This is a genomic window from Mesorhizobium sp. SEMIA396 (assembly GCF_024518615.1).
Classification (GTDB): domain Bacteria; phylum Pseudomonadota; class Alphaproteobacteria; order Rhizobiales; family Rhizobiaceae; genus Mesorhizobium.
This window is the reverse complement of record NZ_JANIFC010000002.1, coordinates 743,702-767,396: the sequence shown is the minus strand read 5'-3', so window position 1 is coordinate 767,396 and position 23,695 is coordinate 743,702. Positions and strand designations below refer to the sequence as shown.

The window sequence follows — 23,695 nt, the reverse complement described above, 5'->3', positions numbered from 1 at the left end:
CGGCTTCCATTCCCGGAAGCCTCGTCATCTCAGGCGACCAAAAACCCGCGGGAGCGATCCTGCGGGTTTTTGTTATGGGTCACCAGTCAGGGCACGGCCACTGGCATGCTGCAGTGGCCACCACTGAAAACACGACGCTGGGCCCGGCATAAGGTGCCAGCGCACGCATTGCGAAGACCGGGCGAAAGCGAGCGCTGAAGGATAGTTTGGCTTTGCCTCAACAAAAAACCCGCGGGATCGCTCCCGCGGGTTTTTTCGGGCTGAAGCCTTGATCAGCCGTGCGCGAGCACGGCCAGCAGCAAGAGCGCGACGATGTTGGTGATCTTGATCGCCGGGTTGACGGCCGGGCCAGCGGTGTCCTTGTAGGGATCGCCGACCGTGTCGCCTGTCACCGAAGCCTTGTGCGCCTCGGAACCCTTGAGATGCTTGACGCCGTCCTTGTCGACAAAGCCGTCTTCGAAGGACTTCTTGGCGTTGTCCCAGGCACCGCCGCCAGAGGTCATCGAGATGGCGACGAACAGGCCATTGACGATGACGCCGAGCAACGAGGCACCCAGCGCTGCAAAGGCGGACGCCTTCGAGCCCGAGATCAACAGCACGCCGAAATAGACCACGAGCGGTGCCAGCACCGGCAGCAGCGACGGGATGATCATCTCGCGGATCGCCGCCTTGGTCAGCAGATCGACCGCGCGTGCGTAGTTCGGCTTCGAGGTGCCGGCCATGATGCCCGGATCCTCGCGGAACTGCTTGCGCACTTCCTCAACGATGGCGCCCGCCGCGCGGCCGACGGCCGTCATGGCGATGCCGCCGAACAGATATGGGATCAAGCCGCCGAAGATCAGGCCGGCGACGACGTAGGGGTTGGAGAGATCGAAGGAGATCTCGCCCATGCCCTGGAAGTAGGGATATTTGTCGCCATTGGCGGCAAAGAACTTCAGGTCGTTCGAGTAGGCGGCAAACAGCACCAGTGCGCCGAGACCGGCCGAACCGATGGCGTAGCCCTTGGTCACCGCCTTGGTGGTGTTGCCGACCGCGTCGAGCGCGTCGGTGGACTGGCGCACTTCCTTGGGCAGGCCGGCCATTTCGGCAATGCCGCCGGCATTGTCGGTGACCGGGCCGAAGGCGTCGAGCGCAACGATCATGCCGGCAAGACCGAGCATCGTCGTGACCGCGATCGCCGTACCGAAGAGGCCGGCAAGCTGATAGGTCGAGATGATGCCGCCGACGATGACGATCGCCGGCAGCGCCGTCGATTCCAGCGAGACCGCAAGGCCCTGGATGACGTTGGTGCCGTGACCGGTGACCGACGCCTGAGCGATGGAGTTGACCGGGCGCTTGTTGGTGCCGGTGTAGTACTCGGTGATGACGACGATGAGACCGGTCACCACGAGGCCGATCAGGCCGCATATGAACAGGTTCTTGCCGGTGATGACCATGCCGGCGACTGTGCCGATCTCGCCCCAGCCGAGCGTCACCTGTGTGGCGACGCCGAGGCCGACGATGGACAGCAGGCCGGTGACGATCAGGCCCTTGTAGAGCGCGCCCATGATCGAGCCGTTGGAACCGAGCTTGACGAAGAAGGTGCCGACGATCGAGGTGAGGATGCAGGCGCCGCAGATGGCGAGCGGATAAAGCATGGCCGCACCCAGAACGGCGGTGCCGCCAAAGAAGATGGCAGCCAGAACCATGGTGGCGACGACGGTCACCGCATAGGTTTCGAACAGGTCAGCGGCCATGCCGGCGCAGTCGCCGACATTGTCGCCGACATTGTCGGCGATGGTGGCCGGGTTGCGCGGATCATCTTCGGGAATGCCGGCTTCGACCTTGCCGACGAGATCGCCGCCGACGTCGGCGCCCTTGGTGAAGATGCCGCCGCCGAGACGGGCGAAGATCGAGATCAGCGATGCGCCGAAGCCGAGCGAGACCAGCGAGTCGATGACGATGCGGTCATTGGGCTGGAGGCCCATGAAGTGGGTCAGGATGAGGTAGTAGATCGACACGCCGAGCAAGGCCAGGCCAGCAACCAGCATGCCGGTGATGGCGCCCGATTTGAACGCGATGTCGAGGCCGGCAGCGAGGCTGTTCGATGCGGCTTGCGCCGTACGAACGTTGGCGCGAACGGAGACATGCATGCCGATGAAGCCGGCGGCGCCCGAAAGCACCGCACCGATCAGGAAGCCGATCGCGGCGGTGATGGACAGCAGCCACCAGGCGAGCACGAGGACGACGACGCCAACGATGGCGATGGTGGTGTACTGACGCGCCAGATAGGCTTGTGCGCCCTCGCGGATAGCCGCGGAGATTTCCTGCATGCGTGCATTGCCTTGATCGGCCGCAAGGACCGAACGTGTCGCCCAGATGGCGTAAAGGATTGAAAGCAGGCCGCAGGCGATGACGGCGGAAATAATTGTCATTGCCGGATTTTCCTCGATTGATGGCCCAAAAGAACCCCTCCCTGGGCCGTTGAGACAAAGACCGGATTCCGAGCACGGAATCCGCCTCTTCGCATCGGTGTATGCGAAACAGGGCTGCGAACGTCAAGATATTGTTCGGTTTTTGCCCGGCTTTCGCCCAAATGGTTTGGGCCAGGCGACGACTGCTGTCAGCACCCTCTATTAGATCGATTGAAATTGGCCTGACGCAGGACGCCCCTACTCGGCTCCCCGGCCCATGCGGCGCGCCGTGTAGCGCTCGATCGCCGACAGACCGTCATAGATCAGCACGGCAAGCGCTGCCACGATCAGGCCGCCTTGCAGGATGAAGGCGAGATTGTTGGACAACAGCCCGGCGATGATCACTTCGCCCAGCGTTTTGGCTGCCACGGTCGAACCGATGGTCGCGGTGGCAAGACTGATCACCACCGACAGCCTGATGCCGCCGAGAATGATCGGGGCGCTGAGCGGCAGCTCGACCTTGGTGAGCCTTTGCCAACCGGTCATGCCGGCGCCGCGCGCCGCCTCGACGACATTGGCCGGCAGCGTCGTCAGACCGGTCAGTGCATTCTCGAAAATCGGCAGCAGGCCATAGAGAAACAGGGCGATCAGTGTCGGCTTCTCGCCGAAGCCGACGGCCGGTACGGCAAGCGCCAGCACCGCCACCGGCGGAAAGGTCTGACCGATGTTGACGAGGCTGCGCGATAGCGGCAGGAATTCGGCGCCGGCCGGCCTGGTGACCAGGATGGCAAGCGCCACCGCAACGATGGTTGCCGCCACGGTGGCGATCAGAACCGTGCGTAAGTGCAGCAGGGTCAGCGTCAGCAGGCTGCCCTGGTTGTAGATCACCGGCGCGTTGTTTTCGGTCAGCGGCTTCAGCAGCGGCACGAACCACCCGGGATTGGTGACGAAGGCGACAAGCAGCACCACCAATGCTAGCCTGAGCAGCGATGGAAGCCAGGCCTTCATGCCGGCCTCGCCGCACGCTTCACCAGCCCTTCGACGGTCACGCGGCCAAGCGGCTTGCCGTCGGCGCCTTTGACCGGCAGCGCCGGCCGGCCCGACCACAACAATTCGGCCAGCGCGTCGCGCTGGCTCGCATCGCCGGGGATCGCCTCACCTTCGGCGGAGCCCTTCTCCACGGCATCGCGGACCCGGCCGAGCGACAGCAACCGGAACGGCCTTTCGCTGGCGCCAACCAGGGTCTCGACGAAGGCGCTTGCCGGCTTTGCCAGGATCTCGGCCGGCTTGGCGTATTGCACCAGCTTGCCGGCATCCATGACCGCGATCTTGTCGCCCATATGCACGGCCTCTTCCATGTCGTGGGTGACGAGGATGATGGTGGTGCCGAAGCGCTTCTGGATCGCCAGCAGATCTTCCTGCGCCTTGGTGCGGATGATCGGGTCGAGGGCGCCGAACGGTTCGTCCATCAACAGCACGTTGGGTTCGGCGGCGAGTGCGCGGGCAACACCGACGCGCTGCTGCTGGCCGCCGGACAGTTCGTGCGGGTAGCGAGGCCCGAAGGCTTCGGGATCGAGCTGATAGAGCGTCATCAGTTCGTCGACCCGGGCCTTGATACGGTCCTTGTCCCAGCCAAGCAGCACCGGCACGGTGGCAATGTTCTGTGCCACCGTGCGATGCGGAAACAGGCCGTGCCCCTGGATAGCGTAGCCGATGCTGCGGCGCAGCTCGTAGCCGGGCAGCGAACGATTGTCGGCGCCGTCGAGCTTGATGATGCCCGAGGTCGGCTCGACCAGCCGGTTGATCATGCGCAGCAGCGTCGTCTTGCCGGAACCGGACGTGCCGACAATGACGGCGATGGTGCGCGGCTCGATGACCATCGACACGTCATCGACCACGGTCGTCGCGTCATAGCGCTTGGTGATGCCTTCGATCTCGATCATGCCGTTTCAACCCTGCGCCTGGTGGCGGTCATTTCGATCACCGCATCGAGGATGATGGCGGCGGCAAAGGCGAGCGCGACCGTTGGCACCGCGCCAAGCAGCACAAGGTCCATCGCCGTCTGGCCCACACCCTGGAAGACGAACACGCCGAAACCGCCGCCGCCGATCAGCGCGGCAATGGTGGCGAGGCCGATGTTCTGCACCAAGACGATGCGGATGCCGGTGAGGATGACAGGAAAAGCCAGCGGAAACTCGATGCCGAACAGGCGCTGCCTGTCGGTCATGCCCATGCCGCGCGCCGCGTCGTTGGCCGCGCGCGGCACGCCGGCCAGACCGACCACGGTGTTGGCCACCACCGGCAGCAGCGAGTAAAGGAACAGCGCCACAAAAGCCGGTGCGGTGCCGATGCCGCGAATGCCGAGCGCGGCAGCTCCCGGCACATGCGTGGCAACCCAGCCGAGCGGCGCGATCAAAAGGCCGAACAGCGCGATCGAAGGAATGGTCTGGATGATATTGAGCGCGTTGAGAACGCCGGCGCGCAGACTTTCGACACGATGGCAGAGAATGCCGAGTGGCAGGCCGACGACCACCGCCGCAAGCAGCGACCCTAGCGCCAGCGTTACATGCTTGGAGCCCTCTGCCCAGAAACTGTCGGCGCGGTTGAAATATTCCTTCAGGATCGACAGATTGTCCCAGCTTCCCGAAATCAACAGCAGCCCGATCGCCAAAGCCGCGACCACAAGCACGCCAACCCGCGCCAATGGCGACAGGTTCAGCCTTGTCAGCACGTCGGCGAGCAAAAGCGTGAAGGCAAAGATCAGAATCCAGAAACCGGAGGCTGGCGAAACTCTGGCGAAGGTGTTGCCCGCCGGCGTGAGAAATGTTCCGGCGACACCGATCAGCAGCGCGAGCGCGGCAAGCGCCATCACGCTGGCGGCAAGGCGCAGCACAAGTGGTGTCTTGAACAGCGCAATGAGTGCTGCGGCGACAATGATGGCGAGCAGCAGCGTCCCGGTCGTTGCCGGCAGCGCATCGAGAATCGAGCGCGCCTGGCCGGGGACGATGCGGTTGGCACGGAACGTGGCAAAGGGGGCGGCGAAGGCCGCATAGGCTGATATCGCGGCGATGACCACGCCGAGCTTGTCGAAGCGGATGTTCACGCCCTGCCCCTTCAGTCGATCCGGCGCGCCACGAAAGCGGCGCGCCGGAATCGTCCTACTTCAGGAAGCCGTTCTTCTTCAGGAAGTCCTCGGCGACGCCCTTGACCGGCTCGCCGCCGACCTGAACGCGACCGTTCAGTTCCTGCAGGGTGACGAGGTCGAGCTTGGCGAAAACCGGCTTCAGCAGCGTCTCGATCTCGGGATGCTCCTTCAGCACCGCTTCGCGGATGATCGGCGCCGGCTGGTAGACCGGCTGCACGCCCTTGTCGTCGTCGAGCACGACGAGCCCGGACGGTGCGATGCCGCCATCGGTGCCGTAGACCATGGCCGCAGTGGCGCCATTGGTCTGGTTGGCGGCCGCTGCGATGGTTGCCGCCGTGTCGCCGCCCGAGAGGGTGATCAATTGCTCAGGCTTCAGCGTGAAGCCATAGGTGGTCTGGAAAGCCGGAAGTGCGGCCGCCGAATTGACGAACTCGGCGGAAGCCGCCAGCACCACCTGACCGCCGCCCGCGACATATTTGCCGAAGTCGGTAAGCGTGGCGAGCTTGTTGGTCTCGGCGACTTCCTTGCGAAGCGCGATCGCCCAGGTGTTGTTTGCGGGCGACGGCGACAGCCAGACGATCTTGTTGGCGTCGTAGTCGAGCTTCTTGGCCGTTTCATAGGCCTTGGCGGCGTCTTTCCAGACCGGGTCGTCGGCCTTTTCGAAGAAGAAAGCGGCGTTGCCGGTGTATTCGGGATAGATGTCGATCTCGCCGGCGGTGATCGCCTTGCGCACCACCGGCGTGCCACCGAGCTGGATACGGTCCGATGTCTTGATGTTGTTGGCGTTGAGCACGAGCTGGATGATGTTACCCAGCACGCCGCCCTCTGTGTCGATCTTCGAAGAGACAACCACCTGGGCATTGGCGGAAGCCACCGTGATGCCGAGCGCCAATGCCGCGCCGGCCAGAAACTTGACTGAAAACATTGTGAAACCCCTTGCTATGAACCGAAACGCGGTGACCGCATATGAGCATGGCTTCAACGGCCAGTCGGGGTACACGGTTTCATAACAATAGGTACAGACGCAATATTTTTGTTCCGAAGCGGTAAATTCGGCCGACATCGTGCTGACAGCGCCGTGTCAGGTGAAACGGCGGATGGATCAGGCTTCGGCTTTGCGCAAGCTCGTCAGCTTGAGCGCGCCGAGCGCCACGAAGCACAGGACGGTAACCGGAAAGACTATCCAGTTCAGCATCTCCCAGCCCCAGGCGTTGTAGACCATGCCCGACATCAGCGAGGCGCAGGCGACGGAGCCGAACAGGACGAAGTCGTGGAAGCCTTGCACCTTGCCCTTTTCCGACGGCCTGTAGGTGGCGGCCACCATCGCGGTCGCGCCGATGAAGCCGAAGTTCCAGCCAAGGCCTAGCAGGATCAGCGACGTCCAGAACTGCCACAGCGCCAGGCCCGACAGAGCGACAATGGCGCAGCCGATGAGCAGGATCAGGCCGGTGGCCACAATGCGTTCGGCGCCGAAGCGATGGATCAGCGAGCCGGTGAAGAAGCTTGGCGCGAACATCGCCATGACGTGCCAGGAGATGCCGAGCGTCGCGTCGTTCTCCGACAGGCCGCAACCGACCATGGCCAGCGGTGCGCCCGTCATGACGAAGCTCATCAGCGCATAGCTGCCGACCGCGCAGAAAAGCGCGGCGACGAAACGCGGCTGCGTGACGATTTCAGCCAGTGGCCTGGCGTCGCTGTCGGCGATCTCCACCTTGCCGGATGCTTTCGCCGGCAGCCGCAGGAACGACAGGATGATAGCGCCGACGGCGGCCAGCGGCAGGATGGAGATGAAGGAACCGGCAAACATGACCGGCGCCAGCAATTCGCGGGTGAAGATGACGATCTGCGGCCCAAGGATGGCGGTGACGATGCCGCCGGCCAGCACGAATGAGATGGCACGCGCCTTGAATTCCGGCGGTGCGTTGTCGGCAGCGGCGAAGCGGAACTGCTGGACGAAGGCGCCGCCGACACCGATCGTGAGCAAGCCAAAGGCAAACAGCCAGAAGCTGCCTTGAAAAAGCGCAAGCGTGGCGACGAGGCCGCCAAGCGCCGTGACGATCGTTCCGGTCATGAAGCCGCCGCGCTGGCCCATGCTGCGGATGATGGCCGCTGCAGGCAGCGCGCCGAGCGCCACGCCGATGTTGAAGCCGGTGACCGGCGCTGTCGCCAATGATTTGTCGGGGCCAAGCAGATATTGCCCGGCCAGCGCGCCCACGGAGATGGCGATGGGAGCGGCCGAGCCGATGATCGCCTGCGAGGCGGCCAGGATCAGCGCCGTGCGGCGCGCCTCCCTGCCTGCCTCGACGGCGATTGCCGTCATGATGCGTCCTTGCCCCGCCCCTCGCCACGCACCCGGCGAGACACACGGTCGAGCACGGCATTGACCAGCTTCGGCTCGTCTTCCTCGTAGAAGGCCTTGGCGATGTCGACATATTCGGAGACGATGACCGCGACGGGGACATCCTCGCGCTTCATCAACTCGTAGACGCCGGCACGCAGAATGGCGCGCAGCGTCGAATCGAGCCGCGACAGCGGCCAGTCCTCGGTCAGCGCCTGGCGGATGATCGGATCGATGGTCTTCTGGTTCTCGACGACACCCGCCAGGATGGCGCGAAACCATTGCGCATCGGCCTCGCGATAGAGCGCTCCGTCGACTTCCTTGCCGAGACGAAAGGCCTCGTATTCGGCGGTGATCTCGAAGACGCCACTGCCGGCGACATCCATCTGATAGAGCGCCTGCACGGCGGCAAGACGGGCAGCGCCGCGCTTGTTGGCGTGGCGCACCGCGGGCTGGCCGGGCGAAGCGGGTTCGCTCACGATCGCGCTCCCAGTTGTTCCTTGAGGGCAATCATGGTCAGGGCCGCACGCGCGGCAAAGCCGCCCTTGTCGCCTTCCGAGCGTTTGGCGCGAGTCCAGGCCTGGGCGTCATTCTCGGTGGTGAGGATGCCATTGCCGATGCAGACCGAGTCCTGCACGCTCAAATCCATGAGCGCGCGGCTGGATTCATTGGCGACAATGTCGAAATGATAGGTGTCGCCGCGGACGACGGTGCCGAGCGCGACAAAGCCGTCATAATGTGTGCCGCCTCCCGTCGCGCCGTCCAGTGCAAAGGAGATCACTGCGGGGATCTCGAGCGAACCTGGAACGGTGACGACATCGTAAGTCGCGCCCGCTTCATCGAGCGCGCTTGTCGCGCCGTCGAGCAGCGCGTCGGCAAGGTCGTCGTGAAAGCGCGCTTCGACAATGAGCAGATGCGCCTTCGCCTTCGGACGAATGAAGGCTTTGCCGTGTTGGGATGTGCCAGCCATAAAAGTCTCCGGGGAGTTGCCGGTGACTTAGGCCGAAGCCGGGTTCATCGCAAGCGGAAGATTGTCCACGACGCCGACGGTCGGCAGAACTTGTTGGGTTTCCAGTATTCAGGAGCCTGTAACGTGACGGTAGCGACGCACCGTATCGCGCAGACGATCGTTCACCGATCGTGGATTGATCAAGGCTTCAACGAAGACTCTGCTGTCGTTGACAGACAGATCGAGCTGCGAGTGCCCTTCGGTGTTCACATCGGCCCGCTCCTCACGCATCAACTTGTCTTCCTGCGTGGAATTCACCCTGTCCTTGGTCATCACAGCCCCTCTTTCGTCGCCTCCACCAGCCGCGCCGCGTAGCGGGCCATGGTGTCGATCTCGAGATTGACGCGGTCGCCGACTTTGCGCTCACCCCAGGTGGTCACGGTCAGCGAATGGTGGATCAAAAGCACGTCGAAGCGCGTGCCTTCGAGCTTGTTGACGGTGAGCGAGGTGCCGTCGAGCGCGACCGAGCCTTTTGGCGCAATGAACTTCGCCAGGTCGCGCGGCGCCTCCAGCGTGAAGCGCACGGCGTCGCCCTCATCCTTGCGCTCGACGATCTCGGCCATGCCGTCGACATGGCCCGAAACGATGTGGCCGCCGAGTTCGTCGCCGATCTTCAGCGCCCGCTCCAGATTGACCTTGGTGCCGGATTTCCAGCCCGAGGCCGTGGTCAGCCGCAAGGCTTCCTCCCATGCTTCAACCTCGAACCAGCGCGCATTCGAGCCGCTGTCGGGCAAGGCCGTAACCGTCAGGCAGACGCCGCCGCAGGAGATTGAGGCACCGATGGCAATGGTCCGCGGGTCATAGGCTGTGTCGATGCGCAAACCCACCCCTTGCCTGAGCGGTTTGACGGAAGCGACAGTGCCGACATCGGTGACAATTCCGGTGAACATCGGTGTTGATCCCTAAAAATCTCTTATCCACTCGGCGTAACTGTCTTCGCCAAAGCGCATCTCGCGCAGCTTGCGAAAACCTGCCGGGATATGGTCAGCGTCAACAGGCGATGCAATGCCGTCATCGCCGATCGCTTCCGGTCCCTGGAACAGCACGATGCGGTCGACCAGTTCGTCGGCCAGGAAAGCGCTCGCCACCTTGGCGCCGCCCTCGACCAGCACGCTGGCCATGCCGAGCGCGGCCAGATCCTCGAGCAGTTCCGGCAGCGCGACGCCGCCTTCATGGGTCTCGGTGCCGATGAAGCGGACGCCGGCGCGTTCGAGTGCTGCGCGCCGCAGCGGATCGGCCTCCAGGCAGGCGGCGATATAGAGCGGCACCCGGTCGACGCCCGAAACCAGCTTCGAGGCCTCCGGCAACCGGATCTGGCGGTCGAGCACGATGCGGGCAGGCGAACGGTTCTCCAGCCCCGGCAAACGCACCGTCAGGGCCGGATCGTCCTCAAGGGCCGTGCCGATACCAACCAGTATGCCATCCGCCTCGGCGCGCATCAGATACACTTCGCGGCGCGCGATATCTCCGGTGATCGACACCTGCCCACCGCCTTCCCTGCCGATCTTGCCGTCGCTGGAAAGCGCAAGCTTGAGAATCACTTCCGGGCGTTTTCTCAACGAACGAATCAAATAGCCGGCCATCTGCTCGGAGGCTTGCTCGGCCAACACCTTCTCGACCACCTCGACACCGGCGGCACGCAGGATCGCGTAGCCCTTGCCGGACACGCGCGAATCGGGATCGCTGGCCGCACCGACGACGCGCGCGACACCGGCATTGACCAGCGCATTGGCGCAAGGCGGCGTGCGGCCGTGATGGGCGCAAGGCTCCAGCGTGACGTAAGCGGTGGCGCCGCGCGCGAGCTCGCCGGCCTCGGCCAGGGCCTCGGTCTCGGCATGCGGGCGGCCGCCGACAGCGGTGACGCCGGTGCCGACGATCATCGGACCGTTGCCGTCATCGCGTACGATCAGCGTGCCGACGGACGGGTTGGTCGCGGTGCGCCCCGAATTTTTTCGCGACAGTCTGAGTGCCGCCGCCATGAAGCGGCGATCAAGGGCGGCCTGTTCGCTTGCAGTCATGCTCAGCTGGCTTCCTCTTCACCCTTGATTTCGTCGCCCTTGAGCTCGCCCAGCAATTCATGGAAATCCTTGGCCTCGCGAAAATTGCGGTAGACCGAGGCAAAGCGGACATAGGCGACATCGTCGAGCGACTTCAGCGCTTCCATGACCAGCCGGCCGACTTCTCCCGAAGCAACCTCCGTCTCGCCGGAACTTTCGAGCTGGCGCACGATGCCGGTCACCGCGCGGTCGATGCGCTCGGGATCGACATTGCGCTTGCGCACGGCGATCTCCACCGAACGCAGCAGCTTGTCGCGGTCGAAGGGCACTTTGCGGCCCGATTTCTTGACCACGACGAGGTCGCGCAACTGCACGCGCTCGAAGGTGGTGAAGCGACCGCCGCAATCGGGGCAGACACGCCGCCTGCGGATCGCCGCGCCATCCTCTGCGGGGCGCGAATCCTTCACCTGCGTATCTTCTGACTGGCAATAGGGACAGCGCATGGAGAAGCCTTTGGTTGGCGAATCTGGTGAAGCGAAAGGCTTAGAGGTTTTTGCAGCGATGGCAAAGTGTCGCCAACAGCCCCACGCCCTTCAGAGATAGCGAGGCGCAAGCAGGATTGCCAGCCTCGCCAGGCAGCCGCACCGCGTACCGATGTCTTCAGGGAGCTACGTCGGCGGTCGGGAATCCGCACGATGCACCGAGGCTGCGATAGGCCTTGGTGAAGCCGTCCATGGATATGCTTCCAACAGGCGCGTCGCCAAAGGAGACATCAAGCACCGATGCCCGGCGCATGGCGCGCAAGAGCGCCAGGCTGATCTTGGCCTGATTGTCCACGGTCCAGCTGAGCCGGCCGTTGACGGCGCCATCGGAATGGAGTTTGGCGGCGACACGGCCCTTGTCGTCGCCGATGGTGGCGGCAATCGACTTGCCGGCCGGCAGACCCTTGTTGTCGACGGCGATGGTTATGGAGGGGTAGGCATCCGGCGGCAGTGCATCGCCGTTCGTGATGACGAGCGTCAAGGTACCGGGCACGCCGCCCGCGCCGATAAAGGCGGTCGAGGCAGCGCAGGTCTTGCGCAGATCCTCACCGGTGTCGACCTCGTCGACCAGGGTCGACCATCTGCCGAACGTTTCGAGCTTGGGTGCCACCTGGGCGGGCGCCGCCGGCTCGGCCTGAGGTGCGGGTTGCGCAGGCGCTGGTTGAGCAGAGGCGGTTTTCGCCAAGGCGGCGGGGAAAGGCACGGCGATCAAAGCGGCCAGAGCGCCAACGGCACCAAGGTCGGCGAAACGAAATGGTCGCATCATCAAGGCTCCTGCCGGTCGCCCCGGCCTGCTGAAACGACGCTTGTCGTTGCAGCAGGCGGTAAGCCTTCCTATCGCGTCAGCCGAGATAGGGATAGAGCGGGAAGCGATCGGTCAGCGCCACGACCTTGGCCTTGACCGCAGCTTCGACAGCGGCATTGCCCTCGTCGGAATTCGCAACCTTGAGACCGTCCAGCACTTCGGCGATCAGCTTGCCGATCTCGCGGAATTCGGCCTGGCCGAAGCCGCGCGTGGTGCCGGCCGGGGTGCCGAGACGCACGCCCGAGGTGACGAAAGGCTTTTCCGGGTCGAACGGAATGCCGTTCTTGTTGCAGGTGATGTTGGCGCGGCCGAGCGCCGCCTCGGCGCGCTTGCCGGTGGCGTTCTTGGGCCTGAGGTCCACCAGCATGAGATGGTTGTCGGTGCCGCCGGAGACGATGTCGAGACCAGTCTCCTTGAGGCTGGAGGCCAGCGCCTTGGCGTTGGCGGCAACGCTCTCGGCATAGACCTTGAAACTCGGCTTCAGCGCTTCGCCGAAAGCGACAGCCTTGGCAGCGATGACATGCATCAGCGGACCGCCCTGCAGGCCGGGGAACACCGCCGAATTCATCTTCTTGGCGATGTCCTCGTCATTGCACAGGATCATGCCGCCGCGCGGGCCGCGCAGCGACTTGTGCGTCGTGGTGGTCACGACATGGGCGTGCGGCAGCGGCGACGGATGCACGCCGCCGGCGACCAGGCCGGCGATGTGCGCCATGTCGACCATCAGATAAGCGCCGACCGCGTCGGCGATCTCGCGAAACCGCTTCCAGTCCCAGACGCGCGAATAGGCGGTGCCGCCGGCCAGGATCAGCTTCGGCTTGGTCTCATGCGCGGTCTTCTCGATGGCATCCATGTCGAGCAGATGGTCGTCCTGGCGCACGCCATAGGAGACGACCTTGAACCATTTGCCGCTCATGTTGACCGGCGAACCGTGGGTCAGATGGCCGCCGGAATTGAGGTCGAGGCCCATGAACGTGTCGCCCGGCTGCAAAAGCGCCAGGAACACCGCCTGGTTCATCTGGCTGCCGGAATTCGGCTGGACGTTGGCGAAGTTGCAGCCGAACAGCTTCTTGGCGCGCTCGATGGCCAGTTCCTCGGCCACGTCGACGAACTGGCAGCCGCCATAATAGCGCTTGCCGGGATAGCCCTCGGCATATTTGTTGGTCATGATCGAGCCCTGCGCTTCAAGCACGGCGCGGGAAACAATGTTTTCCGAGGCGATCAGTTCGATCTCGTGGCGCTGGCGGCCGAGTTCGTTGCGGATGGCCCCGAAAATCTCCGGATCGGCGTCGGCCAGCGTGGTTTCGAAGAAGGATTCGAACTTGTTCGACACTGCCGCTGCTGTTGCCATGGCCTGAAATCCTCAAGGTTCGGGGGCAATTTTAATTTATGCAAGCCGTTGTCCCAAAACCGCTGCACAATTTTGGGCGACTTGCATTTGCCGCGCCATTAACACAGTTGTTTTCGCCCCGCCACGTTTGCCACGCGAAATTTGCTGGCCGGATTGCGCCAGCCAGGCCCGCGGGTCGCTATTTCCTCGCCTTGCGACCTTTCAGCAGTGCCTCGGTAAGCGTGATTTCGGCAAACAGCGCCTGCGACGTATGGTCGTTGATCTCGCCGCTGCGAAACATGGCGCGCACGGCCTCGCGCTCGGCTTCGATGCCGGCAGATCTCAATTCGAGTTCCAGCCTTCCGGCTTCGCGCGCCTCAGCGCGGGCCTCATCGGCTTCGTCCGAGGCGGCGATGCGGCGCCGGTAGCCGGCGACAATGTTATCAGCAGCGGCAAGCCTGGCGCCGGGCACCTCGCCCCCCTCATCATCAGCGGCTCCGGCAATGCTCTCGATGCGCGCGATCGCCGCCTTGGCGGCGCCCACGCGCGCCAGGCGCTCCTCGGCGGCGCCGGCATCCTCACCGGGCTCGACCAGCCCCCTGGCGATCGTCGGCAGAGCGAGGCTGGCGATGACCAGCGAGCAGATAATGACGCCGGCGGCCAGGAAAATGACCAGGTCGCGCGCCGGAAACGGCGAGCCGTCCGGCATGGCGAGCGGCAGTGACAGGATGCCGGCCAGCGTAATGGCGCCGCGCACACCGGCCACCGAACCGGCGAGCCGCACGCGCAGCCCGAACGGCTCCACTTTGCGCTTGCCCAGACGCGCAGCGATGCCGGCGGCGATATCGCCCACCCAGATCCACAGGAAGCGCAACGCGATCAGGCACAGCGTCAGCGCGATGACGGTCGCGATCGGCTGGACGATCGGGTGCAGGCTCATGAGCTCCGGCGGCACATGGCGGATGATGTCGGGAAGTTGGAGCCCAAGCACGATGAAGAGAGCACCGTTGAAAACGAAGGAAAGCGTCGTCCACAGCGAAATCGTCTGCATGCGCGCCGAGACGCCGAGGAAGCGAAACACGCCGGAGCCGCCGGTGAGCAGGCCGGCGGTAACAGCCGCCAGGATGCCGGAAGCTCCGACATGCTCGGCGCCGAGATAGGCTATGAAGGGCAGCAGGACCATCACCAGCACCTGCGCCTCGGCCGGCACGCCGCCGATCCGGTTGAGCAGTTGCAGCAGCTTGGCGGCAACGAACAGCGCCGCCACGCCGATCAGGATGCCCATCGCCACGGCATAGAGAAAACTGAGCGAAGCCGCCGCAAGGGAAAAGCTGCCGGTCAGCACCGCCGCGACGGCAAAGCGGAACATGACCAGCCCCGACGCATCGTTGAGCAGCGACTCGCCTTCCAGAATGTGCATCAGCCGCGCCGGGACGACATTTCTGTCGACGATCGAGGACACCGCCACCGCGTCGGTCGGCGACAGCACCGCGGCAAGCGCAAAAGCGACCACCAGAGGGATGCTCGGCACCAGCCAATGCAAGGCGTAGCCGAAACCGACGATGGTGAAGAAGACCAGCCCTATGGCCAGATCCAGGATCGGTCCGCGCAGCGCCATCAGTTCACGCTTCGGTGCGCCATAGGCATCGCCGAACAGCAGCGGCGGAATGAACACCAGCAGAAACAGTTCCGGATTGATCTCGACATGGATGCCGCGCACCGGCCACGCAAGCGCGGCACCGATCGCAATCTGCAGCACCGGCAACGGCACCCGTACCAGGCGAACCAGAGCGCCGGAAAGCGCCACGAAGACGAGCACGACTAGAATGAAGACGGCGACTTCCATGGTCCGGTTCCAGGCTTTCCGCCGACCATGCGCAAAGCCGGCCGATCCGTCCAGCCGCCCGTCCCGTGAAAAACGCCGCGGCACCCAATCAATGAAAAAGGCCGCCCTGAGAGGCGGCCCTTTTATATATAAGAATCAAATGTTTATAGCGCAGACGTGATCTGCAGCTCGTTGTTGCCGTCAAGCGCGTAGACGTCGTCGCGGAACTGCACGACGCCCGGACCGGTCGACCAGGCCGAGAGATAGAGGAAGTGGACCGGCACCGGATTGGTGACCTGGATCGGCGTGTTTTCACCGGTCTTGATCGCCGCCTCGAAATGCTGGCGGTCCCAGCCGGGCGTGTCGCGCAGGATCCAGGTGACGAGGTCGCGCACATTCTGCACGCGCACGCAGCCCGAGGAATCGAAACGCAACATCTTGCCGAACAGGCTCTGCTGCGGCGTATCGTGCATGTAGACGCCGTCAGGGCTCGGGAAATTGATCTTCACCGAGGCCATGGCGTTTTCCGAGCCGGGATCCTGGCGGAAACGGTACTTGGCGGCGTCGTCGGTCGACCAGTCCACATTCATCGGATCGACTTCGCTGCCATCCGGCGCGAACAGGCGGATGTGGCTGTCCTTGAGATAATCGGGATCCTTCCGCATCAGCGGAATGATGTCCTTGCGGACGATCGAGACGGGCGCGTTCCAGTATGGATTGACGATGATCTCGTTGATCTTGGAATTGACGATCGGCGTCTGCCGGTCGATCTTGCCGACGATCGCGGTGTGGCGAAGCACGACGCGGTCGTTCTCGACCGCTTCGACCTGCGCTGCCGGAATGTCGACCAGCACGTAGCGGCTGCCCAGCGTGCCGGCCTTCTCGCGCAGCCGCTGCAAATTTGTCTGCAACTGGCCGAGCCGGATCTGCGCCGAAACGTTCATCGCCGCATAGGTGTATTTGCCGAGCGCACCATCGGCAGGTAGGCCATGGCGCAGCTGGAAACGCTTGACCGCCGAGTCGACATAGGAATCGAAGGCCGTCGAAATGCCGGCACTCTGCGACAGATCGCCGGAAACCATCAGCCGCTTGCGCAACGGCACCACATCCGGGTCATCGACGCCGAGCTGCAGCTTCTTGGTCGCGGGAACGTCGACCCAGCCGCCCTGCCCGACAATGTTCTGGTATTGCCCGACCGCCTGTTCCGTGAAGGCGACGGTCTGCGGGCTGAAGATCGGCAGCGTCGAGGCCACCTTGCCGCCCTCGCTGGCGCGGGCATCGAACTGGTCGTCCCAATTGCCGCGCGCGGAGGATTTCAGGATGTCACCGATCACATCCTGCGCATTGGCGCCGCCGGCGACCACTGCGGCTGCGAGCGCGGAGGCTCCGGAGAGGAAAAAACGACGGCTGGTTCTCATGGACGTTCCAGACATTTGTAGCAGTTCGATCACTTGCTGCGTTGATCACCGGGCGATCTCGCCCGCACTGTAAAATTGGCAATCTTAACAATAAGCCAACCATGCTCCGTATCACCCTGGTGTGACAGCGCCCAGGCGCGATACGGATTGTGGGTGAACGCATGGTCTTCACACCAGCATCACTGCCACTCTCGGTTCCACTGGAATATGGCGGCAACGTGGCCTAGCGCCCGAATCCGACTGACCGGCATTCCGAAAAGGACGGACCGATGCTTTTGGGTATCGGGTCGGAGCCGTCGCCGACATGGGGTCGACTGCCGCGCGGCAGGACCGGCAGCCAGCCGCGAACGACCCTGGCTCAAGGCTTCGAACCCGGAGCCTCCAACTCGGAACATCGTTGCAGCACTTGGTTCTCAGGGTAACGCAATATCTTGCTGTCATCGAGTTTGAGCAGCAGCGCCCGCCTCTTTTCCACACTGTCGGTATCGTCCGAGCAAGTCAGGTCCAAAATGACGGCGTCCAGGCCTTTGATCTTCTGGACTTTGTCGATTGTGCAGCCGACTTCCCACATTTCCACCGACTTATCGGTGAACGTCACTCTGGAGTCATTGCCGTCGCACGGGCTGCTGCCTTCCATGGCGAAGGCATCCTTCCACCATTCCTCGGCGAAAGCCGTTTCTGACGCAAGCAGTAGCGCCGCCGCGACAAAACAGATCTTGAAACGCCTGCTTCGACCCATCATGCCCCCTTGTGCGGCGACATTAGGCATTGTGGAAGCGAAAGCAAAGCGTGGCCCACGGGGTTGCGGTCAGCCGACAAACAGATGAACTCAAGTCGCCGTCAGTCGCTAGAAAAAGGCCGATGCCTCTCGGCACCGGCCCTGACTGAAGGTCGATATTTCGGCCGCGTTTCTGTGGCGCGGGCCGGATCCGATGCGGCGCCTTACATCCGGTAGGCGATGGTGTCGTTCCAGAAGCGGTCGAGCCGCTGCAAAGCACGGTTCATCTGCTTGAACTCGTCGGTGTTGATGCCGCCGACCTGCTCGATCGAGCCAACATGACGCTCGTAGAGGCCGGCAACGACCTCCGCCACCTCGTTGCCCTTCGGCGTCAGCGAGACACGGACCGAACGGCGGTCGATGCGCGAGCGCTGGTGATTGATGAAGCCGAGATCGACCAGCTTCTTCAGATTGTAGGAGACGTTCGAGCCGAGATAGTAGCCACGCGAGCGCAGTTCGCCGGCGGTCAGCTCGGAATTGCCGATATTGAACAGCAGCAGCGCCTGGATGGCATTGATGTCGGAACGGCCGTTGCGGTCGAATTCGTCCTTGATCACATCAAGCAGGCGGCGGTGCAGCCGTTCAACAAGCTGCAGCGATTCCATGTACAGGGAACGGATAGCCTCGCGGCGATCGTCGGATACGTTGGCGGTCTTCGCCGCCGGACGCGAATTGATCATTGTCTTTGCCTCTCGTTTGTCGCCCTGGTGATTTTTTGTTTTTCACCTTGATCGCGACACTATCGAATACTCATAAAATTCGACTTAAACGCTAGGGCTAACAAGAGCTTACCGGTAAGAGGTTTCGGAAGAGGCTTAACGAACGGTCACCCGAGCAAGGATAATTAACCTAAAGATTTCGGCAACGATTGCGGAGCTCATTCGAGGCGACAGTGGGGCCGCCAATGGGTTCAACGGCTTAGTGGCGGACCGGGCGCTTCTGCAGGTAGATGACGACACGGAAGACGATGTAGAGCAGCGCCACCGCCGCATGCGAGGCGACAATCAGCAAGCGGTGGCCGAATAGCTCGGGAAAGCCGGCATACATGACCGTCTCGGTCACCGCGCAAATGAACCAGATCACCGGCCCCCAGGACGCCAGCATCCACAGGCCGGCAGCGGCAAAGGGAAAGAACACGGCGAGCACCACCGCAGCGACCTGCCAGTGCACGGGCATCAGGTCGAACCGCCACAGCGTACCCGGATAAAAGCCGATCAACCTGATCCAGTAGAGAATGCCGAACAGCAGGCAATAGCCCGATATGACGCGCTGGAACCAGGCGAAGATCACCTCCACCCCGGAGGGCTGCAGCACGACGCGCCTCGAGGTCACCTCGCTCATATCAAGAGTTCCCGTTCGCCGAGCGGCGCGAAATAGGCATCGACATCCGCTTCGCTGACCGCAGCGAGGCTTGCCGGCCGCCATTGCGGCTTCGAGCCCTTGTCGATGATGGCGGCGCGGATGCCTTCGTAGAAATCATGGCCGGCGAGCATCCGGTTGAGGATGCGGAACTCCATCTTCATGCAGGCTTCCATGGACAGCGTCAGTCCGGCGCTGATCTGCCGCCAGGCGACGCGCAGGCTGGTCGGCGAGCGGGTGCGGATCGTCGCCAGTGTCTTTGCCGCGAACTCGTCGGCGGCGGCCGCACGCTCGAGGCTGTCGATGACGCGGTTCAGGGACGGTTGCGAAAAATGGCGGACAATCGCCTCCAGCGTCGGCCTGTCGGTTTCGCGCCTTGCCTGCACGAAGAAGCCGCGCAGCACCGATTCCGGATCGCCGGTCAGCGCCAGGCGGTCGAGAAAGCCAGCCTGGTCCTCGGCCTTGATGGTGTGGGTGGCCAGCCCCGACCACAGCGCATCGCCATAGCGGATGCGATTGCCGGTCAGCGCCAGATACATGCCGAAGGAGCCGCCGAGATCAGGCAGCAGGTGGCTGGCGCCAACATCCGGAAAAAAGCCGATGCCGACCTCCGGCATGGCAAATTGGGCATTCTCGGTCATCACCCGGTGCGAGCCATGGAAGGAGATACCGACGCCGCCACCCATGACGATACCGTCGATCAGGGCGACATAAGGTTTCCTAAAACTGTTGATGCGGGCATTGAGGCGATATTCATCGGCGAAGAACTCGACCGGCGGTTTTCCCGCCCGGCCTGTCTCATAGACATGCAGGATATCGCCGCCGGCCGAAAAGGCCCTGCCCTCTGCCTTGACGACGATGACGTCCATGCCCTGGTCGGCTTCCCAGGCGGAAAGAGCAGCGTCGAGCGCCCTGATCATGCCGTGCGTCAAGGCATTGAGCGCCTGCGGCCGCGTCAAGGTGACGACGCCGGCCCGGCCCAGATGTTCGAAGCGGATCTCGTCGCCTCCGCCAAAATCCATCGTGAAGAATCCCTCCCCCGGCCGCCGGGATTGAAGTGCTAAAGCGTGGCGCATGGGTGCGTCAATGGCGAGCACACCGGTGCAAGCTCTGGCCCGGACCAGGAGCGAGTGCTAAAAATCGAGCTGCAATACTGAAAAACTGGATAGAGTTCATTGCAGCGCAGCTCTGGCGGGTCTTCGAACGGGACGGTTGTTTATGACTCGATTTTCGCGCCTTGCGCCGGTGGCAATCGGGCTGAGCATCTGCTTGACTGTTCACCGGGTCATGGCGGCGACTTTGGAAGACCTCTACAATTCGCAGACCATCGTCAACGGCAAATACGAGAAGAACCGCCAGTCCGGCTTCAAGCGCTGCCTCGACGCGGTTCTGGTGCGGGTTTCCGGCGATCAGCGCCTGCCGGCGAAACCTGAAATGACGGCATTGCGCGACAAGGCCGGCAGCTTCGTCGCAGGCTTTCGCTACCGCGACCGCATGGAAGGCATTCCCAACCATGACGATCAGGGCACGTACGATCGGCCCCACAACCTTTCCTGCCAGTACAAGCCGGCTGAAATCGACCCGGTGCTGGCTTCGCTCGGCAGCAGGCCGTGGCTGGCCGAGCGGCCGCGGCTGGCGGTGTTTTTGACGACCGAGCGCGGAACAATGCATTATGCGCTCGATGCCGACGACGACCGTGGCATGCCGATGCGCGAATCGTTCGGCAATGCCGCCGTACCGCTGGCCATGCAGGTGGCTTTTCCCACGGCGGCGCAGCTGTCGCGGGCCGGATTGGACGATCAGGCGCTTCGCAATGCCGAGATGACGAAGCTCGACACACTGGCGAAGAAGACCGGCGCCGACCAGGCGCTTTCCGGCAGTCTCGTCTGGAGCGACAAGGAACTGGGCTGGATCGCCGACTGGCGGCTGGCCGCGGCCGGCAAGACCTACATCTGGCAGGTGCGCGGTGTCGGCTTCGACGAGGCTTTCCGTGTCGCCATCAGGGGCGCAGCACAGATTCTGTCAGGCAATGGGCAACCCGAATAGACTTCGACCGGATCGCTGGCACAATCGTGCCGCATTGGTCAGCAGCGGGAGCTCGTGGTAAAAGCCTGCCCGAACGAGAGTATTTAGCGATGAACAAATTCACCCCCGCAAAGCCCGCCGGCGCGCGCGGCGTCGACGAGATCACCGGCAGCCGCCGTCTGCGCCGCATGCGCAAGGCCGACTGGTCGCGCCGTCTCGTGCAGGAGAACCGGCTCACGGTCGACGACCTGATCTGGCCGATCTTCGTCGTCGAGGGCAAGGGTGTCCGCGAGCCGATCGCCGCCATGCCCGGCGTCTTCCGCCTGTCGATCGATCTCGCCGTCAAGGAGGCCGAGCGCGCGGCGAAACTCGGCATTCCGGCACTCGCCACCTTCCCCAATGTGGACATCTCGCTGCGCGACCAGACCGGCTCGCATATCCTCGATCCCGACAATGTCATCAACCGCGCCACCCGTGCGATCAAGGATGCGGTGCCGCAGATCGGCATCATCACCGACGCCGCGCTCGACCCATTCACCAGCCACGGCCATGACGGCATCCTGCGCGACGGCATCATCGTCAATGATGAGACGGTGGAACAGGTGACCGCCGCTGCCGTCATCCAGGCGGCCGCCGGCGCCGACATCATCGCGCCGTCCGACATGATGGACGGCCGCATCGGCGCCATCCGGGACGCGCTTGACGCCAATGGTTTTCAGGACGTCGCGATCATGTCCTATGCGACCAAATTCGCCTCGGCCTTCTACGGTCCCTATCGCGAGGCGGTGGGCACCGCCGGTCTGCTCAAGGGCGACAAGAAGACCTATTACATCGACCATGCCAATTCCGACGAGGCGGTGAGGGAGGCCGAACAGGACATCGCCGAGGGCGCCGACATGCTGATGGTCAAGCCCGGCCTGCCCTATCTCGACATCATCCGGCGGCTGAAGGACGAGTTCCAGATGCCGACCTTCGCCTACCAGGTGTCGGGCGAATATTCGATGATCAAGGCGGCAGGCGCCAATGGCTGGATCGACGGCGAGAAGGCAATGCTGGAATCGCTGCTCGCCTTCAAGCGCGCCGGGTGCGACGGCATCCTGACCTATTTCGCACCCGAAGTGGCGGAGATGCTGAAGGGAGGCCGCTAGGTCGCTTTGGAATTTTAACGCAATCCGCTAGAATGAATTCATGAGCAGGAATGAGGTGATAAAGCGGTTGCAGAGAAATGCAGATGCCATCAAAGGCATGGGCGCGACTTCGCTTTATCTGTTCGGATCGATTTTACGGGGCGACGCAGGACCTGACAGCGATCTCGACCTCTTCATCGATTATGATCCTGCAAGACGCTTTTCGCTGATTGATCTGGTCGGCATCAAGCAATTTCTTGAGGAGAAGATGTCAGCGGAGATCGATATCACCACCCGCGACAGCCTCAATCCCATGTTGAAGGCCGACATCGAACAATCTGCTGTGCGCATATTTTGATGGCAGTGCGCCGGATCGAACCGATTCTAGCCGAAATCATGGAGGCCCTGGACGGCATCTCTGCTGCCGCCGCGGGCAAGACGTTGGATGACTTTAATAGCGACTGGCTGCTCCGACATGGCATCGAGCGCGGGATCGAAATCATTTCCGAAGCTGCCCGGCACATTCCAGATGATTTGGCAGCACTTGCTCCCGAGATTCCATGGAAACAAGTTCGTGGGATAGGCAACGTTTTGCGTCACGAATATCACAAAACCTCCGGTGCGATAGTATGGCCGGTGGTGACCGACAGCCTGCCGCCACTGCGTCTTGCTGTCGAACGTATGCTCGAAGCGTCGCAGCGCCGATAGTTTTGGCTGACACTTGCGGCTGCATCCTGTTCGCGTCGCAAGGAAGGAACCGCGATATTTCTCTCGTCACAAGCAATTGCATGGCAACGGAACATTTGCTCGCGTCGAGACTGCCGGATCTTTCTGCTCTGCACGTGCGGTGCGGCAAAGTTCTCTAAAATACCGCTTGCAATTCACAATCAGTTTGCTACAAAACAACTGCTTGCAAAATACAACCGGTTATCGAGGAGGCTCGCATGTCCAAACTTCGCGTCAACGCTTTCACCCTGTCGCTCGACGGCTATGGCGCCGGTCCCGATCAGGATCTGCAAAATCCTCTCGGCGTCGGTGGGGAATCCTTGCACAAGTGGTTTGTCGACACCTGCACCTTCCGCGAGAAGGTGCTCGGACAAGATGGCGGCACCACCGACGTCAACGAGGCGTTCGCGGCGCGCAGCTTCGAGAATGTCGGCGCCTGGATCCTCGGCCGCAACATGTTCGGGCCGATCCGCGGCGAGTGGCCTGACGACAGCTGGAAGGGCTGGTGGGGCGACAACCCGCCCTATCATGTGCCGGTTTTCGTGCTCACCCATCACAAGCGGGAACCGATCACGATGGAGGGCGGCACGACTTTCCACTTCGTCACTGACGGTATCCATTCAGCTCTTGAACAGGCTAAGGCTGCCGCTGGCGGCAAGGACGTGCGGGTCGGCGGCGGCGTCGCCACCATCCGGCAATATCTGCAGGAAAAACTGATCGACGAGATGCATCTGGCGATCGCGCCGGTGCTGCTCGGCTCGGGCGAGAACCTTTTCGCCGGCCTCGATATGCTCAAGCTGGGCTATATCTGCAGCGAGCAGGTGGCGACGCCGCTTGCCACGCACGTCACCATCAAGCGGGCGTAGTTACAGCTTTTT

Annotated in this window: 25 protein-coding genes; 5 read left to right on the top strand and 20 right to left on the bottom strand. The window is 63.0% G+C overall.

The window, feature by feature from the left end:
- Positions 1 to 272: 272 nt before the first annotated feature.
- The 20 genes from NP503_RS08675 to NP503_RS08580 form a co-directional block, all read right to left on the bottom strand.
- Positions 273 to 2,414 (bottom strand): sodium-translocating pyrophosphatase, encoded by a 2,142-nt coding sequence (locus NP503_RS08675; RefSeq protein ID WP_127267856.1) that lies wholly within the window; start codon positions 2,412 to 2,414, stop codon positions 273 to 275.
- A gap of 237 nt (positions 2,415 to 2,651) precedes the next feature.
- Positions 2,652 to 3,401, bottom strand: coding sequence for an ABC transporter permease (locus tag NP503_RS08670; protein WP_127267857.1), 750 nt, complete (start codon positions 3,399 to 3,401; stop codon positions 2,652 to 2,654).
- A complete protein-coding gene (locus NP503_RS08665) occupies positions 3,398 to 4,336 on the bottom strand; it encodes an ABC transporter ATP-binding protein (protein ID WP_127267858.1) in 939 nt (312 codons plus the stop codon). The genes NP503_RS08670 and NP503_RS08665 overlap by 4 nt, the downstream gene beginning before the upstream one ends.
- Complete coding sequence (locus tag NP503_RS08660; protein ID WP_127267859.1) at positions 4,333 to 5,496, bottom strand: ABC transporter permease; 1,164 nt, start codon at positions 5,494 to 5,496, stop codon at positions 4,333 to 4,335. Before NP503_RS08660 ends, NP503_RS08665 begins: the two co-directional genes overlap by 4 nt.
- 55 nt (positions 5,497 to 5,551) lie before the next feature.
- Positions 5,552 to 6,463, bottom strand: coding sequence for an ABC transporter substrate-binding protein (locus NP503_RS08655; protein ID WP_127267860.1), 912 nt, complete (start codon positions 6,461 to 6,463; stop codon positions 5,552 to 5,554).
- Between the two features lie 177 nt (positions 6,464 to 6,640).
- Entirely contained in the window at positions 6,641 to 7,858 is a 1,218-nt protein-coding gene (locus NP503_RS08650) for an MFS transporter (RefSeq protein ID WP_127373081.1), read from the bottom strand.
- A complete protein-coding gene (gene nusB, locus NP503_RS08645; RefSeq protein WP_023798402.1) occupies positions 7,855 to 8,355 on the bottom strand; it encodes a transcription antitermination factor NusB in 501 nt (166 codons plus the stop codon). Before nusB ends, NP503_RS08650 begins: the two co-directional genes overlap by 4 nt.
- Positions 8,352 to 8,846, bottom strand: a complete 495-nt coding sequence (gene ribH, locus NP503_RS08640; protein WP_127270987.1) for a 6,7-dimethyl-8-ribityllumazine synthase — start codon at positions 8,844 to 8,846, stop codon at positions 8,352 to 8,354. The genes nusB and ribH overlap by 4 nt, the downstream gene beginning before the upstream one ends.
- 108 nt (positions 8,847 to 8,954) lie before the next feature.
- Complete coding sequence (locus NP503_RS08635) at positions 8,955 to 9,158, bottom strand: DUF1778 domain-containing protein (protein ID WP_127270989.1); 204 nt, start codon at positions 9,156 to 9,158, stop codon at positions 8,955 to 8,957.
- Positions 9,158 to 9,775, bottom strand: a complete 618-nt coding sequence (locus tag NP503_RS08630) for a riboflavin synthase (protein WP_127270991.1) — start codon at positions 9,773 to 9,775, stop codon at positions 9,158 to 9,160. The genes NP503_RS08635 and NP503_RS08630 overlap by 1 nt, the downstream gene beginning before the upstream one ends.
- 12 nt (positions 9,776 to 9,787) lie before the next feature.
- Positions 9,788 to 10,903: a bifunctional diaminohydroxyphosphoribosylaminopyrimidine deaminase/5-amino-6-(5-phosphoribosylamino)uracil reductase RibD gene (gene ribD / locus NP503_RS08625; RefSeq protein ID WP_127272670.1), complete on the bottom strand. Its 1,116-nt coding sequence runs from the start codon at positions 10,901 to 10,903 to the stop codon at positions 9,788 to 9,790.
- 2 nt (positions 10,904 to 10,905) lie between these two features.
- Complete coding sequence (gene nrdR, locus NP503_RS08620) at positions 10,906 to 11,385, bottom strand: transcriptional regulator NrdR (protein WP_023810227.1); 480 nt, start codon at positions 11,383 to 11,385, stop codon at positions 10,906 to 10,908.
- Between the two features lie 157 nt (positions 11,386 to 11,542).
- On the bottom strand, positions 11,543 to 12,190 hold the full coding sequence (locus NP503_RS08615) for a hypothetical protein (protein WP_127271308.1): 648 nt from the start codon (positions 12,188 to 12,190) through the stop codon (positions 11,543 to 11,545).
- 76 nt (positions 12,191 to 12,266) lie between these two features.
- Positions 12,267 to 13,580, bottom strand: a complete 1,314-nt coding sequence (glyA, locus tag NP503_RS08610; RefSeq protein ID WP_013532252.1) for a serine hydroxymethyltransferase — start codon at positions 13,578 to 13,580, stop codon at positions 12,267 to 12,269.
- A 178-nt stretch (positions 13,581 to 13,758) separates the two neighbouring features.
- The gene (locus NP503_RS08605) at positions 13,759 to 15,405 is read right to left on the bottom strand and encodes a Na+/H+ antiporter (RefSeq protein WP_127272645.1); all 1,647 of its coding nucleotides are present in this window, start codon (positions 15,403 to 15,405) and stop codon (positions 13,759 to 13,761) included.
- A gap of 143 nt (positions 15,406 to 15,548) precedes the next feature.
- Complete coding sequence (locus NP503_RS08600) at positions 15,549 to 16,802, bottom strand: murein L,D-transpeptidase (protein WP_127271053.1); 1,254 nt, start codon at positions 16,800 to 16,802, stop codon at positions 15,549 to 15,551.
- A gap of 358 nt (positions 16,803 to 17,160) precedes the next feature.
- Positions 17,161 to 17,541, bottom strand: coding sequence for a hypothetical protein (locus NP503_RS08595; protein WP_256754960.1), 381 nt, complete (start codon positions 17,539 to 17,541; stop codon positions 17,161 to 17,163).
- A 203-nt stretch (positions 17,542 to 17,744) separates the two neighbouring features.
- Positions 17,745 to 18,260, bottom strand: coding sequence for a transcriptional regulator LdtR (gene ldtR, locus NP503_RS08590; RefSeq protein WP_008875359.1), 516 nt, complete (start codon positions 18,258 to 18,260; stop codon positions 17,745 to 17,747).
- Between the two features lie 238 nt (positions 18,261 to 18,498).
- A complete protein-coding gene (locus NP503_RS08585) occupies positions 18,499 to 18,921 on the bottom strand; it encodes a DUF6163 family protein (RefSeq protein ID WP_127272646.1) in 423 nt (140 codons plus the stop codon).
- The gene (locus NP503_RS08580) at positions 18,918 to 19,961 is read right to left on the bottom strand and encodes an enoyl-CoA hydratase/isomerase family protein (RefSeq protein ID WP_127271351.1); all 1,044 of its coding nucleotides are present in this window, start codon (positions 19,959 to 19,961) and stop codon (positions 18,918 to 18,920) included. The genes NP503_RS08585 and NP503_RS08580 overlap by 4 nt, the downstream gene beginning before the upstream one ends.
- 196 nt (positions 19,962 to 20,157) lie before the next feature.
- Here NP503_RS08580 and NP503_RS08575 point away from each other — a divergent pair, with 196 nt between their 5' ends.
- The 5 genes from NP503_RS08575 (at position 20,158) to NP503_RS08555 (ending at position 23,683) form a co-directional block, all read left to right on the top strand.
- Positions 20,158 to 20,985 carry a DUF2066 domain-containing protein gene (locus NP503_RS08575; RefSeq protein WP_127271349.1) on the top strand — a complete coding sequence of 276 codons (828 nt, stop codon included), beginning with the start codon at positions 20,158 to 20,160 and terminating at the stop codon, positions 20,983 to 20,985.
- A gap of 89 nt (positions 20,986 to 21,074) precedes the next feature.
- Complete coding sequence (gene hemB, locus NP503_RS08570; protein ID WP_127272719.1) at positions 21,075 to 22,112, top strand: porphobilinogen synthase; 1,038 nt, start codon at positions 21,075 to 21,077, stop codon at positions 22,110 to 22,112.
- Positions 22,113 to 22,152: 40 nt separating this feature from the next.
- Positions 22,153 to 22,449, top strand: a complete 297-nt coding sequence (locus NP503_RS08565; protein ID WP_127270472.1) for a nucleotidyltransferase family protein — start codon at positions 22,153 to 22,155, stop codon at positions 22,447 to 22,449.
- Positions 22,449 to 22,799, top strand: a complete 351-nt coding sequence (locus NP503_RS08560; RefSeq protein ID WP_127270471.1) for a DUF86 domain-containing protein — start codon at positions 22,449 to 22,451, stop codon at positions 22,797 to 22,799. Before NP503_RS08565 ends, NP503_RS08560 begins: the two co-directional genes overlap by 1 nt.
- Before the next feature lie 236 nt (positions 22,800 to 23,035).
- Positions 23,036 to 23,683, top strand: coding sequence for a dihydrofolate reductase family protein (locus NP503_RS08555; protein WP_127270469.1), 648 nt, complete (start codon positions 23,036 to 23,038; stop codon positions 23,681 to 23,683).
- Positions 23,684 to 23,695: the final 12 nt, after the last annotated feature.